Annotated in this window: 13 protein-coding genes; 10 read left to right on the top strand and 3 right to left on the bottom strand. The window is 44.3% G+C overall.

What is annotated here, in order from left to right:
• The 9 genes from lpxA (at position 1) to IQO02_RS05970 (ending at position 10,635) form a co-directional block, all read left to right on the top strand.
• On the top strand, positions 1-789 hold the full coding sequence (lpxA, locus tag IQO02_RS06010; RefSeq protein WP_010436512.1) for an acyl-ACP--UDP-N-acetylglucosamine O-acyltransferase: 789 nt from the start codon (positions 1-3) through the stop codon (positions 787-789).
• A gap of 128 nt (positions 790-917) precedes the next feature.
• Entirely contained in the window at positions 918-2,114 is a 1,197-nt protein-coding gene (lpxB, locus tag IQO02_RS06005; RefSeq protein ID WP_010436514.1) for a lipid-A-disaccharide synthase, read from the top strand.
• 36 nt (positions 2,115-2,150) lie between these two features.
• A complete protein-coding gene (gene rnhB, locus IQO02_RS06000) occupies positions 2,151-2,771 on the top strand; it encodes a ribonuclease HII (protein ID WP_016785005.1) in 621 nt (206 codons plus the stop codon).
• Positions 2,772-2,932: 161 nt separating this feature from the next.
• The gene (dnaE, locus tag IQO02_RS05995) at positions 2,933-6,412 is read left to right on the top strand and encodes a DNA polymerase III subunit alpha (RefSeq protein ID WP_102282766.1); all 3,480 of its coding nucleotides are present in this window, start codon (positions 2,933-2,935) and stop codon (positions 6,410-6,412) included.
• A 45-nt stretch (positions 6,413-6,457) separates the two neighbouring features.
• Positions 6,458-7,417: an acetyl-CoA carboxylase carboxyl transferase subunit alpha gene (gene accA / locus IQO02_RS05990; protein WP_010436520.1), complete on the top strand. Its 960-nt coding sequence runs from the start codon at positions 6,458-6,460 to the stop codon at positions 7,415-7,417.
• 124 nt (positions 7,418-7,541) lie between these two features.
• Positions 7,542-8,894, top strand: a complete 1,353-nt coding sequence (tilS, locus tag IQO02_RS05985) for a tRNA lysidine(34) synthetase TilS (protein WP_102282767.1) — start codon at positions 7,542-7,544, stop codon at positions 8,892-8,894.
• 58 nt (positions 8,895-8,952) lie between these two features.
• On the top strand, positions 8,953-9,264 hold the full coding sequence (locus tag IQO02_RS05980) for a c-type cytochrome (protein WP_010436524.1): 312 nt from the start codon (positions 8,953-8,955) through the stop codon (positions 9,262-9,264).
• A 130-nt stretch (positions 9,265-9,394) separates the two neighbouring features.
• Positions 9,395-9,733 (top strand): nitrogen regulatory protein P-II, encoded by a 339-nt coding sequence (glnB, locus tag IQO02_RS05975; protein WP_004738609.1) that lies wholly within the window; start codon positions 9,395-9,397, stop codon positions 9,731-9,733.
• A 59-nt stretch (positions 9,734-9,792) separates the two neighbouring features.
• Positions 9,793-10,635, top strand: a complete 843-nt coding sequence (locus IQO02_RS05970; RefSeq protein WP_010436530.1) for an endonuclease/exonuclease/phosphatase family protein — start codon at positions 9,793-9,795, stop codon at positions 10,633-10,635.
• Between the two features lie 110 nt (positions 10,636-10,745).
• Here the strand turns inward: IQO02_RS05970 and IQO02_RS05965 are convergent, their stop codons facing one another.
• From IQO02_RS05965 to gloB, 3 genes are all read right to left on the bottom strand, one after another.
• Positions 10,746-11,432: a YIP1 family protein gene (locus IQO02_RS05965; protein ID WP_010436533.1), complete on the bottom strand. Its 687-nt coding sequence runs from the start codon at positions 11,430-11,432 to the stop codon at positions 10,746-10,748.
• Positions 11,429-13,000, bottom strand: a complete 1,572-nt coding sequence (locus tag IQO02_RS05960; protein ID WP_016794908.1) for a LysM peptidoglycan-binding domain-containing protein — start codon at positions 12,998-13,000, stop codon at positions 11,429-11,431. Before IQO02_RS05960 ends, IQO02_RS05965 begins: the two co-directional genes overlap by 4 nt.
• A 70-nt stretch (positions 13,001-13,070) precedes the next feature.
• Complete coding sequence (gene gloB / locus IQO02_RS05955) at positions 13,071-13,829, bottom strand: hydroxyacylglutathione hydrolase (RefSeq protein WP_016796160.1); 759 nt, start codon at positions 13,827-13,829, stop codon at positions 13,071-13,073.
• Positions 13,830-13,882: 53 nt separating this feature from the next.
• Here gloB and IQO02_RS05950 point away from each other — a divergent pair, with 53 nt between their 5' ends.
• Positions 13,883-14,665 (top strand): class I SAM-dependent methyltransferase, encoded by a 783-nt coding sequence (locus IQO02_RS05950; RefSeq protein WP_016787743.1) that lies wholly within the window; start codon positions 13,883-13,885, stop codon positions 14,663-14,665.
• The last annotated feature ends 10 nt before the right edge of the window (positions 14,666-14,675 follow it).

The raw sequence follows: 14,675 nt of genomic DNA, 5'->3' as shown, positions 1-14,675 counted from the left end.
ATGATTCATGAAACAGCGAAAATTCACCCGGCAGCAGTAATCGAAGGTGATGTGACAATCGGTGCTAACGTGACGGTTGGGCCTTTCACTTACATTGCTGGTAATGTGACTATTGGCGATGACACAGAAGTGATGTCACATGTTGTGATCAAAGGTCACACAACAATTGGTAAGCAAAATCGAATCTTCCCACACGCAGTGATTGGTGAAGAAAACCAAGATAAGAAATACGGCGGTGAAGACACAACTGTTGTGATCGGTGATCGTAATGTGATCCGTGAAGCAGTTCAGATCCACCGTGGTACAACTCAAGATAAAGCAACCACAGTGATTGGTGATGACAACCTACTTTGTGTCAATGCTCACGTAGCGCACGATGTAATTGTTGGTAACCATACTCATATTGGTAACAATGCGATTCTTGGTGGCCACGTAACCGTAGGCGATTACGCTGGCGTTATGGCGCTTTCTGCTATTCACCCATTCTGTTCAATCGGCGCTTACGCTTATATTGGCGGCTGCTCTGCTGTTGTTCAAGATGTACTGCCGTACGTGCTTGCGCAGGGCAACCATGCTGCTCCATTTGGTCTTAACCTAGTGGGCTTGAAGCGAAATGGGTTTGAGAAACCGGAAATCCGAGCATTACAAAAAGCGTACAAAGAGTTATACCGCTCAGGCAAAACACTTGAAGAAGCGAAAGTGGCTTTAGTTGAAATGGCGAAAGAGTTTACTTCTATAACTCCGATGTTAGAAATGCTAGAGAACTCTGAGCGCGGTATTATTCGTTAATACTTGATGTGGTTATGTACCAGTCAACATGAGTATGACAATCATTACTTCATCAGGTTGGTATAACAAAAAGATCGCTACTTGTTAGGCGATCTTTTTTGTTTTAGGCAAGAAGGGAATTGAAAATTATGGCACAACAAGATGCGCATACTGATAGCTCTAACTTTGTTTCGAATGAACCACTGCGAGTCGGTATTGTTGTGGGAGAGCTCTCCGGAGACACGCTAGGTGAAGGTTTCATCAAAGCAATAAAATCCCAGTATCCGAATGCTGAGTTCGTAGGTATCGGTGGACCAAAGATGAAGGCTCTGGGTTGTGAATCTCTTTTCGAAATGGAAGAGCTTGCCGTAATGGGGTTAGTTGAAGTATTGGGTCGTTTACCTCGCTTGTTAAAAGTGAAAGCAGAACTGGTTAAGTATTTCACACAGAACCCACCAGATGTCTTTGTTGGTATTGATGCTCCTGACTTCAACCTGAGACTTGAGTTAGATCTGAAGAAAGCTGGAATTAAAACGGTTCATTATGTTAGCCCTTCAGTTTGGGCTTGGCGTCCTAAGCGTATCTTTAAAATCGATAAAGCAACTGATTTAGTCCTTGCTTTCTTGCCATTCGAAAAAGCGTTCTACGATAAATATAATGTTGCCTGTGAATTTGTTGGCCATACCTTGGCAGACGCTATCCCTCTGGACCCAAATAAGCAGGAAGCTCGAGAGCTTTTAGGTTTAGATCAAGATAAGCAGTGGCTTGCGGTATTGCCGGGTAGCCGTGGTGGTGAGATGAGTTTGATTGCTCAACCATTTATCGAAACGTGCCAACGCATTAAACAGAAATACCCTGATATCAATTTTGTTGTTGCGCTTGTTAACGAACAGCGTAAAAAACAGTTTACCGACATTTGGCAATCGACAGCACCTGAACTTGAATTCTCGTTAGTGGATGATACCGCGAGAAACGTAATTACCGCTGCTGATTCTGTGCTGCTTGCCTCAGGTACTGTTGCTCTTGAGTGTATGTTACTGAAACGCCCGATGGTCGTTGGCTACAAAGTAAATAAACTGACGGGATACATTGTTAAGAAATTATCGATTACCGAGTTCGTCTCATTGCCGAATATTTTGGCAGGTGAAGAGATAGTGAAAGAACATATTCTTGAAGAGTGTCACCCAGACTTTTTGTTTCCGTCTGTCGATAAAATGCTCTCAGCGGACAATACTGCGTTGATCGAACGCTTTACTGAGATGCATCATTGGATTCGTAAAGGCGCGGACAAGCAAGCAGCCAATGCAGTCTTGAACCTTATTAATAAGCCATTTGTTGAAGCGTAAGCGTTGATAGCTTTATAGAGCACTAAGAGAATAATTATGGCAGTAAAAGAGAAAAAAGAACTTCCTCCTTTTGAGTATCCTGAGGGTTACCAGTTGTTTGCTGGTGTGGATGAAGTGGGACGTGGGCCATTGGTTGGTGATGTAGTGACGGCTGCGGTTATTCTTGATCCAAATAATCCAATTGAAGGCTTGAACGACTCCAAAAAACTGTCTGAAAAAAAACGCCTTGCTTTACTTCCTGAAATCAAAGAAAAAGCGTTGGCGTGGTCTGTTGGTCGCTGTTCTCCTCAAGAGATTGATGAACTTAATATTCTGCAAGCAACCATGGTAGCGATGCAGCGTGCCATTGCCGGACTTAATATTCAGCCCGATATGGCATTAATCGATGGTAACCGTGTTCCTGAACTGCCGATGGACGGTATGGCTATTGTAAAGGGTGACTTACGAGTCGCTGAAATCAGTGCGGCGTCTATTATTGCTAAAGTGGTCCGTGATCAAGAGATGGAAGAACTTGATAAGATCCATCCCGAATTTGGTTTCGCTAAACATAAAGGTTACCCAACTAAAGCGCATTTCGAAGCAATTGAAAAACACGGCGTAACCGAACATTACCGTAAGAGCTTCAAACCAGTAAAACGTATTTTAGGTATCGATTAACGTGCTTTGGCCAACGCTTTAAATTGGTTCGAGCTTTATATTGATTAGGGCTTCGTATTGATTTAAACGTAGCAGCGAATAAAGTTGCCTATTTGCGGCAGAAAAAAATAGAATACACACAGTTGTAATCCTAGGCTTGAGCCTAGAACTCAGGAAAAATAATGTCAGATCCAAAATTTGTTCACCTACGCGTACACAGTGACTTTTCGATGGTGGATGGCCTATCTAAGGTGCCACCATTAGTAAAAAAAGTAGCTGAAATGGGTATGCCTGCTCTAGCACTTACCGACTTTACCAACCTTTGTGGCTTGGTTAAGTTTTACGGTACTGCCCATGGGTGTGGGGTTAAACCTATTATTGGTGCGGACTTCGTTATGCAGTCTCCAGAATTTGGTGACGAGTTAACAAAGTTGACAATACTGGCCACGGATAACAAGGGTTACAACAACCTTACTTTATTGATCTCGAAGGCCTATCTTCGTGGTCATGTACAGCATCAACCTGTTCTCGATAAAGAATGGTTAATTGAGCATGCAGAAGGCCTGATTATTTTATCGGGTGCCAAAGATGGTGAGATTGGCAAAGCGTTACTGAAAGGTAACCGTGAACTTGTCGCGAGCAGCGTTGAGTTTTACAAAACGTATTTCGCAGATCGTTTTTACCTTGAGCTTATTCGTACCGGGCGTCCGGATGAAGAGTCTTACCTGCACTTTGCATTAGAACTGGCAGAGCAAGAAGATTTGCCTGTTGTTGCGACGAATGAAGTGGTGTTCCTAACCGAAGATCTTTTTGACGCTCACGAAATCCGCGTAGCGATCCACGACGGTTTTACAATGGTTGATCCACGTCGACCAAAAAACTACAGCGCACAGCAATACCTTCGTAGCGAAGAAGAGATGTGCGAGTTGTTCTCTGATATCCCTGAAGCTCTGGAAAACAGTGTCGAGATTGCTAAGCGTTGTAATGTAACCGTTCGCCTTGGCGAATACTTCTTGCCTAACTTCCCAACCGAAGGTTTAGCGATTGAAGACTTCCTGATTAAGAAGTCAGAAGAAGGTCTTGAGCGTCGTTTAGAGTTTCTATTCCCTGACGAAAAAATCCGAGCAGAGCGTAGGCCTGAGTACGATGAGCGCCTCAAAATTGAACTTGAAGTTGTCAATAACATGGGGTTCCCAGGCTACTTCTTGATTGTTATGGAGTTCATCCAGTGGTCCAAAGACAACGATGTACCTGTTGGTCCTGGCCGTGGTTCTGGTGCTGGTTCTTTGGTGGCTTATGCATTGGATATCACCGATCTTGACCCACTTGAATACGATCTACTTTTTGAACGTTTCTTGAACCCAGAACGTGTATCGATGCCCGATTTTGATATCGATTTCTGTATGGATAAGCGTGACCAAGTCATTGATCACGTTGCAGAAATGTATGGCCGTGATGCTGTTTCTCAGATCATCACCTTCGGTACCATGGCAGCGAAAGCGGTAATTCGAGATGTAGGTCGTGTGTTAGGCCACCCATTTGGCTTTGTTGACCGAATTTCTAAGCTAGTTCCGCCTGACCCGGGTATGACGCTAGAGAAAGCCTTCCTCGCTGAACCCGCATTACCTGAACTCTATGATGGTGATGAAGAAGTTCGTGAGCTGATTGATAAATGTCGAATTCTAGAAGGTTGTACACGAAACGCTGGTAAGCACGCTGGGGGGGTTGTAATCTCACCCACCACGATTACTGACTTTGCACCTATTTATGCCGATGCGGAAGGTAACTTCCCAGTAACGCAATTCGATAAGAATGACGTAGAAACCGCTGGTTTGGTTAAGTTTGACTTCTTGGGGTTGCGTACCTTAACTATTATCGATTGGGCATTGGGCTTAGTGAATCCACGTTTGGCAAAAGAGGGTAAAGATCCGGTTCGTATCGAGTCGATTCCTCTTGATGACCAAGCGTCGTTTAACTTATTACAAAATTCTGAAACGACGGCGGTATTCCAGCTGGAATCTCGCGGTATGAAAGACCTGATCAAGCGTCTACAGCCCGACTGTTTTGAAGATATCATCGCATTAGTGGCCTTGTTCCGTCCGGGCCCTCTTCAATCAGGTATGGTAGATAACTTTATCGACCGTAAACATGGACGAGAAGCAGTATCTTACCCCGATGAAACGTGGCAACACGAGTCGTTAAAAGAAACATTAGAACCGACTTACGGCATCATCCTGTATCAAGAACAGGTAATGCAAATCGCTCAGATTCTGGCGGGTTATACGCTTGGTGGAGCCGATATGCTGCGTCGTGCGATGGGTAAGAAAAAGCCTGAAGAGATGGCAAAACAGCGCGGTACCTTTAAAGAGGGTGCTGAAGCTAACGGTGTTGATGGCGAATTGGCCATGAAGATCTTTGACTTGGTAGAGAAGTTTGCGGGCTACGGCTTCAACAAATCTCACTCGGCTGCCTACGCATTGGTTTCTTATCAAACACTATGGCTGAAAACGCACTACCCAGCGGAATTTATGGCGGCGGTAATGACCGCAGATATGGACAACACGGAGAAGGTTATTGGCCTTGTTGATGAGTGTTTCCGTATGAAGCTTAAGCTTCTTCCACCTGATATCAATTCAGGCCTATACCGATTCAATGTCGATGAAGACGGAGCGATTGTTTATGGTATTGGTGCGATAAAAGGGGTGGGTGAAGGCCCTATTGAAGCGATTATTGAAGCGCGCAATAAGGGCGGTTACTTTAAAGATTTATTCGACTTCTGTGCGCGTCTTGATCTGAAGAAGGTTAACAAACGTGTTATCGAAAAGTTGATTCTATCTGGAGCCTTAGATAGATTAGGTCCTCACCGTGCTGCGATGATGGCGTCATTGAAAGATGCAGTTAAGGCTGCAAGCCAACATCACCATGCTGAGTCGTTTGGTCAATCCGATATGTTTGGTGTGTTGACTGATGCTCCAGAAGAGGTTGAACACAAGTATACTCAAGTACCTAAATGGCCTGAAAAAGTTTGGCTTGAAGGTGAGCGAGAAACACTGGGTTTGTATTTAACGGGTCACCCGGTGAATGCTTACATCAAAGAGTTAGCAAAATACACCAGCTGTCGTTTGAAAGATGCTACGCCAACGCGTCGTGACCAATCATTAACGATTGCAGGCTTGGTCATTGCTGCTAGGGTCATGACCACGAAACGCGGTACACGAATCGGTTTAATGACACTTGATGACCGATCTGGCCGAATGGAAGTGATGTTGTTCTCTGATGCACTCGATCGCTACGCAGAATTGCTCGAAAAAGACAAAATTGTGGTCGTTTCTGGACAGGTCAGCTTTGATGACTTCAACGGTGGGCTTAAAATGTCCGCGCGCGAGGTCATGGACTTAGGAAGCGCCCGTGAAAAATATGCTCGTGGGGTATCGATATCTATCGATCAATCCCAGATTAATGTTCAATTTTTTGAACGCTTTGGTCAAATCTTAGAACCTTATAGAGCCGGAACGGTCCCAGTCAATGTATACTACCAACGTGCCGACGCTAGAGCGCGGTTAACATTGGGCACAGAATGGCGTGTGACGCCAAGTGATACATTACTAGACGAATTAAAACAGCTGCTTGGAAATAGCCAAGTAGAACTCGAATTTAACTAAAATTTAGCTTCGCTAACGTGGAGCTGAATCAACAAGGATTCATAGATGAGCCTGAACTTTCTAGAATTTGAAAAGCCTATCGCTGAACTTGAAGCAAAAATCGAAGCGCTACGTGACGTTTCTCGTCACGGTGGTGACGCAGCGGTAGATCTAGACAAAGAAATCGAACAACTAGAGAAAAAAAGCTTAGAGCTTAAACAGAAAATCTTTAGTGACTTAGGTGCGTGGCAGGTAGCTCAACTTGCTCGCCATCCTCAACGTCCTTATACCAAAGATTACCTGGAGCATGCATTCACAGAATTTGAAGAGATGGCGGGTGATCGCGCTTACGCTGACGATAAAGCAATTGTGGGTGGTATGGCTCGTCTAAATGGCCGTCCTGTTATGGTTATTGGTCATCAAAAAGGTCGCGAGACCAAAGAAAAAGTGATCCGTAACTTTGGTATGCCAAAGCCTGAGGGTTACCGTAAGGCTCTTCGCTTAATGGAAACGGCTGAGCGTTTCAACATGCCAATTATTACTTTCATCGACACGGCGGGTGCATACCCTGGTGTTGGTGCTGAAGAGCGTGGCCAATCTGAAGCTATCGCAAAAAATCTAAAGGTAATGGCTGGTCTATCTGTACCAGTTATCTGTAACGTTGTCGGTGAAGGCGGTTCTGGTGGTGCACTAGCGATCGGCGTTGGTGATTACGTGAACATGCTTCAGTACTCTACGTACTCAGTAATATCTCCAGAAGGCTGTGCTTCAATCCTATGGCGTGATTCAGATAAAGCGCCACAAGCTGCAGAAGCAATGGGTCTAGTTGCTCCTCGTCTTAAAGAGCTTGAACTTATCGACGAAATCATTCCTGAGCCTCTAGGTGGCGCGCACCGCGATCCAGTACAAACTGCTCAGAACATGAAAGACATGCTAGTCAAACAACTAGAAGAGCTAGAGCAGTTTGATAATGAAGCGCTTCTTGAGCGTCGTTACCAGCGTCTAATGAGCTACGGTTACTGCTGATAAGCGTGCCTTGAAATGAGGCAGCTTCAAGTAACAAGATGATGAAAGGGTTGGACTCAGTACCAACCCTTTTTTATTATTAGAACATACCCCCGTCAAAACTACTCTCATGGTTCACTCGCTCATGACTCACTTAATCAAAACCTTTACATCGGCACTTCATCAAAGCGCACTTAAGCCTAGTAGATTGATCGTGGCTTTCAGTGGCGGTGTTGATTCTCGAGTTTTGTTAGAGTTAGCGGCACAGTACGCGCAAACGCATGACATTGAGTGTCGTGCGGTACATGTTCACCATGGCCTAAGCGAAAACGCCGACTACTGGGTAGAACGATGCCAAGCATGGTGTGATGTGTTGTCGGTATCTTTGGCTGTAGAGCGAGTATCATTAGATCTTAATAGTGGCGAGAGCGTTGAAAAGCTTGCGCGAGACGCTCGATATAAAGCTTTTGAGCAGCATGTCAGATCGGGTGATGTGTTAGTCACGGGGCAGCACATTGATGACCAACTTGAGACTTTCTTGTTAGCGTTAAAACGTGGAAGTGGCCCAAAAGGACTCTCTTCTATGGCGAATATTATGCCGTTTGGGAAAGCTTTCATGCTTCGTCCTCTGCTGTCGGTGACCCGCTCAGATATTGAAACATCAGCTCATAATATGGGTTTAACTTGGGTCGAAGATGAGAGTAATCAAGACCTGCGCTATGACCGTAATTTTATTCGTCACCAAGTTACGCCGACATTAATTGAACGATGGCCTAGTTTTCGAGAGTCGGTCAGTCGCAGCGCTCAACTGTGCGCAGAACAAGAGTTGCTACTCGATGAACTGCTTGAGTCTCACTTTCAGCAAGCTTTGAGGGGCAGTAAGAGCCTAAGCCTAAGCCTAAGCCTAAGCATTGAGGCCTTATCTCAGCATTCTGATTTACTGCGCGGACGCTTGCTAAGAATGTGGTTGAACCATTGCAATCAACCTATGCCGAGCCAAAAGCAGCTAAAACTTATTTGGGATGAGGTAGCCTGCGCTCAGGCAGATGCCAATCCTAAGCTGGTGTTGAATGATGTTGAGATTAGGCGTTTTAATAACCAGCTCTATTTGGTACAAGACACCCAAGATTTGTCGAGCTGGCAAAGTGATATTTCAGCGGAAGGTAGCTTAGTTCTGCCTGATGGTTTAGGGGAGCTACACTTAAGTTCAGCGATGAGTGAGGGCGTATCTAGCAACCGTGATTTGCAAAGCTTTAGTTTGTCGGATAAAAGCGTAACACTAAGGGTGATTTTTAATCCGGAAGGATTATCGGCTCACCCTGTTGGACGCGGGCATAGCAGAAAGCTTAAGAAGCTCTTTCAAGAGTATCAGGTACCAAGTTGGTTACGACGTCGAACACCAATATTAATGGATGGTGATCGAGTGATCGCAGTTTTAGGCTTATTCGTAGATAAAAACTACGAAGGTCAAGATTGTGAAGCGCTTTGGAGCAAGTAAAAAAAGTTTGTGTCACAATTTGACGTTACTTTAATAAAAATAATTAATGGAATATGCAATGAAGAAAATTACACTAGGATTAGTTATTGGATTTGGACTATTGAGTGGTAATGCTCTGGCAGGGGATGTTGCCGCAGGTCAAGCTAAAGCCGCAATCTGTGCAGCATGTCATGGTGCAGATGGAATCGCTGTCATCCCCGGTTACCCGAATCTCAAGGGACAAAATGAACAGTATATTGTGTCATCAATTAACGCGTACAAAACAAAGCAACGTAATGGCGGCTTAGCAGCTGTAATGCAAGCTCAAGCTTCAATGTTAAGTGATGATGATATCGCGAACCTAGCTGCTTACTATGCAAGCCTTAAATAAAGTTTCCTCAAAGCGCTAATTAAACAAGATGATAAATTTCGAGCCAGAGCTTTAAAGCTCTGGCTTTTTTCATTGAATGTTTACAATAGCTAACCGATAATGAGCTATTCGTACAGTTTAAGGGATGAACATGAAAAAGATTGAAGCGATTATCAAGCCATTTAAGCTTGATGATGTACGTGAAGCACTTGCAGAAGTTGGCATTACAGGTATGACTGTATCTGAAGTAAAAGGTTTCGGACGTCAGAAAGGTCATACTGAGCTATACCGTGGCGCAGAGTATATGGTCGACTTTTTGCCAAAAGTGAAATTAGAAATTGTCGTGACTGATGAAGTTGCGGATCAATGCGTAGATACCATTATCGAAACGGCTCAAACCGGTAAGATTGGTGACGGTAAGATCTTCATTACTGATGTTGAACGTGTGGTACGTATTCGTACTGGCGAAGAAGACGAAGACGCTGTATAAAAAACGATTACCCTAAAAGGAGCGCTTATCGCTCCTTTTTCATTTCTGGTGGGTGTTGTATGTTTAAGAAAACCATCATTGTTATCGCAGTTTTGATAACACTTGTTGTTGCTAGTTTTCATCTTATCTTCGTTATTCCTCAAAAACCTAATCTGGTTACTTCCTCTTATAGCACCAGTAACGATACCTATAGTTGCTATCAAAATTCACTACCTAAATCGATTGATGTTTCAGACGGATTGAGCCTAATTGTGTGGAATATCTACAAGCAAAACCGCAATAACTGGCAGAATGAACTGAATCAATTGACGGAGGGAAGTGATTTAGTGTTGTTACAAGAAGCACGTATGACTAAAGAGCTTAGTCAATGGGTGACAAGCGGACAGTGGGGAAGTACTCGTGTTAATGCGTTTGAAGTCTTTGAACAAAGTGCGGGTGTGCTTAGTCTAGCGACCCATTTACCGATCGAAGCTTGTGCATATACTCATGAAGAGCCTTGGCTTCAACTGCCTAAATCTGCACTTTGGTCTCGCTATCAGTTAAGTAATGGAGAAGAGCTTGCCGTCATTAATATCCATGCCGTGAACTTTACGTTTGGCACCGAAGATTATAAAGCTCAGCTTAAAAGCCTAACCGATAACCTGCAAAAATATCGCGGACCAGTCATTTTTGCTGGCGATTTTAACAGCTGGAGCGAAGCTCGCTTTGCGGTATTGAAAGAGGCGTTGGAAAAAGTTGGTCTGACCGAGGTTGTTTTTGACCCTGATAACCGAACTCAGTTTATGACAGGTTTGGTGCTTGACCACGTGTTCTATCGAGGGTTAGAGGTAGAAAAAGCAAAAGCGCCCATTACGGACGCTTCTGATCATAACCCAATGCGAGTGACCTTTAAGGCTAGATAGTAACAAGCCAATGGCAATTAGCTATTTGCACAGTGGTTACTTTTAATAATTAGCTAATGAAACAAATAGACTAGTGAGTATCCTCTAGCCTTTATTTTATCGACTCAAGCTTAGAATATTAAAATGTAGAGAGCCCAGATTAGGTAGTAACCAACCCATGGCAAACCAGAGATGACCAGTGCTTGTCCGCGTTCAAATTCAGTCCACGTCAGCACTGCGGCATAACCTAGCACGATGTACCAAGGTAACAAAAGCGGTAATGAGCTCGCGAACTGTGACCAGTCATTGGTTAGTGGTAACTTGATTAAGCCGTTTAAGCTGTTCAAGTCAGCGGCGTAGCTCATCACCTGTCCATGTTTGAGGAGTAGGCTTGCGTAGCTTGCTACATCACCTAAAACCGCAGGGAACATCACAACCGATGAAGCGGCAAACCATCTCCAGTAACTATGCTGATGTTGGCTTGGCTTTGTTGCGAGGTTAAACCAGAATGCCAACAGAGCAATGCTTAGTGTACGGCCAAATACATCACTGATGATTTCGCTCGCGAGTAGAGTATTGCTGTCAAGTAACGCCAATTGGTCAGGATTAGTTTCAGCCAGTTGCTGTGACAATTCTGAACTTAACCATGCAAAATCTACATTTGAAAAATAGGCACCCCAAAATAAAAATGGGCTGAGTATTAATACGACGTAGGGTTGCCATCCCCAAGCACTTCGTTGATAAAGCGCTAAGAAACAAGCCGTTGGTGAACGGAAAATATCCAACAGCATGACGAGTGGGTTGCTTGACGGGTTCATACACTTACCTTAGTTACATCAACATACAGCTTCAGTTTTTGTCCTGGCTGTAGGTATTTCTTGTTCTGCAAAGTGTTCCATTTTACAACATCTGCACTTTTTACTTTGAACTTTGATGCAATACCGCTGACTGTGTCACCTGATCTTACGTTATAGAAGACAGTGCGGATGATAGAGCCGTCTGAACTATTCTTCCAGATGACCAGTTCTTGACCAACTCGAAGTGTGTCGCGTGGCCCCATACCATTCCACTTAGCCAGCGATTGGTGAGAGACTTTGTTTGCGCGCGCAATCGTCCATAAGCTGTCACCACTTTTTACTGTATGACTGAGCTTATATTGGCCGCGACTCTTCGACTGTGTGTTAGCTAGGCGGTTTGAAGCGCTTAGTGCATATGTTTTGTCGTCTTTGGTTGAGGTTGGGATAAGCAGGTGCTGACCAATACGGATATTGTTGTTGCTCATCCCGTTTGCAGAGCGAATCACTTTACTGGTGGTGCTGTATTTACTCGCCAGTACGCTGATGCTATCGCCAGATTGCACTTTATAGCGCACCAATTTCATACCTTTGCCTTTATTAGCTGTCACTTCTTTGTTGAACTTCTCAACAGAGCTTAGAGGAAGCAATAATTGCTGATGTTTTTCTGGTGCCGTCGCCCACTGGTTATAAGCCGGATTGTAGCCTTGCAGTTCTTTAACTGGAATACCTGCGTAGCTAGCAGCAATCGCGAGATCGAGCTGTTCATCTGGGTTCACCAGAGTTAATACGGGTTTGTTAGGAATAGCTGGAATATCAATTCCATATTTCTCTTGATTTGCGATTACATCAGCCAGCGCGAGTAGCTTAGGAACATAGCTGCTGGTCTCTTTTGGTAAATCTAGAGAGAAGAAGTCGATTGGTTTACCTAGTTTCTTGTTCTTACGAATTGCGCTGTTTACTCGACCGCCACCACTATTGTAGGCCGCAATCGCATGGTTCCAATCGCCATCAAAGCGTCTATTTAGGTCCGAAAGGAAATCCAATGCCGCATCGGTAGAAGCGGCTACGTCACGACGACCGTCATACCAGAAGTTCTGTTCTAGCCCGTAGTCTTTGCCGGTGCCAGAAATGAATTGCCATAGTCCTGCAGCACTGCCATGAGAGTAGGCAAACGCATCAAAAGAACTTTCTACAACGGGCAATAGTGCCAATTCTAATGGCAACCCTTTTTCTTCAATCTTCGTCGTAATCAGATAAAGAAAAGGTTCAGCACGTTGTGAGACGGTTTTGAGGTGACTAGGGTGTTTTAGATACCAAGTTCGGTAGTAGTCGACTTTCTTTTCGTCGGGTACTTCCATTTCAAGTTGCATCGCAATGCGTTTCCAAACATCTTCTTGTGTTTGTGGAGTAACGATAGGTGCTTCAACTTTGGATTCTTCTTTGGTCGCTTCTGATGAAACGTTCGTTTGAGAAACTTCTTTAGTAGGAGATGTGTTGGTTTGCTCGGAAGCTTGGTCTGGATTCTCTGACTGAGTTAATTGGCAACCAGAAAGTAGTAATACCAAAGCCCAGCTGTACTTAACTCGCATGTTACAGCCTTTTTAATAAACGGCTGCTGATAATACTTGCCACTCCCTATGAGTGACAAGTATGGATTTGTTAAAATTCGTCCTTCCACGCACGTAAAGCGGTAAAGACTGATAAAGGATCGGTCTGCTCGGTACGATTAGATACTGATTTAACTACACTTGGCTCTGTGTAACGTAAGAAAGGGTTCACAAACTTCTCTTGTCTCAAATTTGTGGGGATGGTCGACTTATTCTGAGCGCGCAGTCGGTTTACTTGGTCTCGATATTGCTGCAAATGTTGGTTATCAGGTTCAACGGCAAGTGCGAAAGCGACATTAGCTGCTGTGTACTCGTGTGCACAATAGACTTCCGTTTCTTGAGGAAGTGCCGTGATCTTATTCAGCGCGTCAAACATTTGTTGTGGTGTGCCTTCCATGATTCGACCACAACCCGCTGAGAACAATACATCGCCACAAAATAACTTAGCATCACCGACATAACCGATGTGACCTGCGGTGTGTCCACTGAGCCCAAGTACTAGAAAGACTTCGCCAAACAGCTCTAACTGGTCACCATCGTCGACAGGGTGAGTCAACGTTGGGATCGGTTCGTTCTTTGGGCCCACTACATCAACGCCAGGGTGTTGCCTTACTAATTCTGGAACGCCACCAATGTGATCATGGTGGTGGTGTGTAATCAAGATTGCATCTAAAGTTAGCTCATGATGTGCCAAGTACTCTAATACTGGAGCCGCATCACCAGGGTCGACGACAGCACAACGGCGATCGCTATTTTCAATCAGCCAGATGTAATTATCGTTAAATGCAGGTATGCTTTTGATATGTAACATTATTGGATCTCCAGTCACTTTTAGTGAGACAGAATAAGTGAGATAGATTATTGATGAAGCCAGCGCGTAGCAGAAAGAAGTTTGAGCGTCCTTACACTTGGGCACAGTTGCACAATGGGGACTGGTTGAGAGAATCAATTCAAACTCGACTCGATGAGTGGTGTCCAAAGCTTTTTGGTTACCACATGCTCAAGCTCGGCGGCCTCAGTAGTGAGATTTCTAGCTGCACATGCAACATTCAACATCAAGTAAACCTAGATATCCAGAACCCATTACATAATGTGATAGCGGATGGCTATAATTTACCCTTTTTAGAGAAAAGTTTTGATGTTGTGGTGCTCAGTCATCAATTAGATTATAGCAATGACCCACATAGGTTATTGAGAGAAGTTGACCGAGTGATGATGGACGATGGCTATATTATCATCACAGGCTTTAATCCGTTTAGTCTTACTGGGCTTGCGAGTTTACTACCTTGGCGAAGAAACAGTTTACCTTGGAGTGGGCGCATGTATACGCCAAGTCGAGTTAAAGACTGGTTAGGTGTACTAAATTATGAAGTGATCCACTGTGATACCTACGCGCTGTTTCCGATGAGTAAATATCAGGCGATGTGGACTTGGTTAGAGAATAGCTTGGGCGGTTGTGCCTCCTTTGCGGGAAGCCAATACTTTATTGTTGCTCGCAAGCGTACTTATCCGCTCAAACCGATTAAGCCTCATTGGCACCTTAAACGACGTTTTTCTCCTGTTGGAGCGAGCTTTAGAACCAATACGCGTCGTACAATGGATTCAGCCAAAGCTTCATACCCGCTAAAAACAGAAAAAGCCGACTAGAGGTCGGCTT

This window comes from Vibrio sp. OPT24, from assembly GCF_015163545.1.
GTDB classification, from domain to species: Bacteria; Pseudomonadota; Gammaproteobacteria; order Enterobacterales; family Vibrionaceae; genus Vibrio; species Vibrio cyclitrophicus.
The sequence above is the reverse complement of the archived record's forward strand: the minus strand, read 5'-3'. Positions and strand labels throughout refer to the sequence as shown.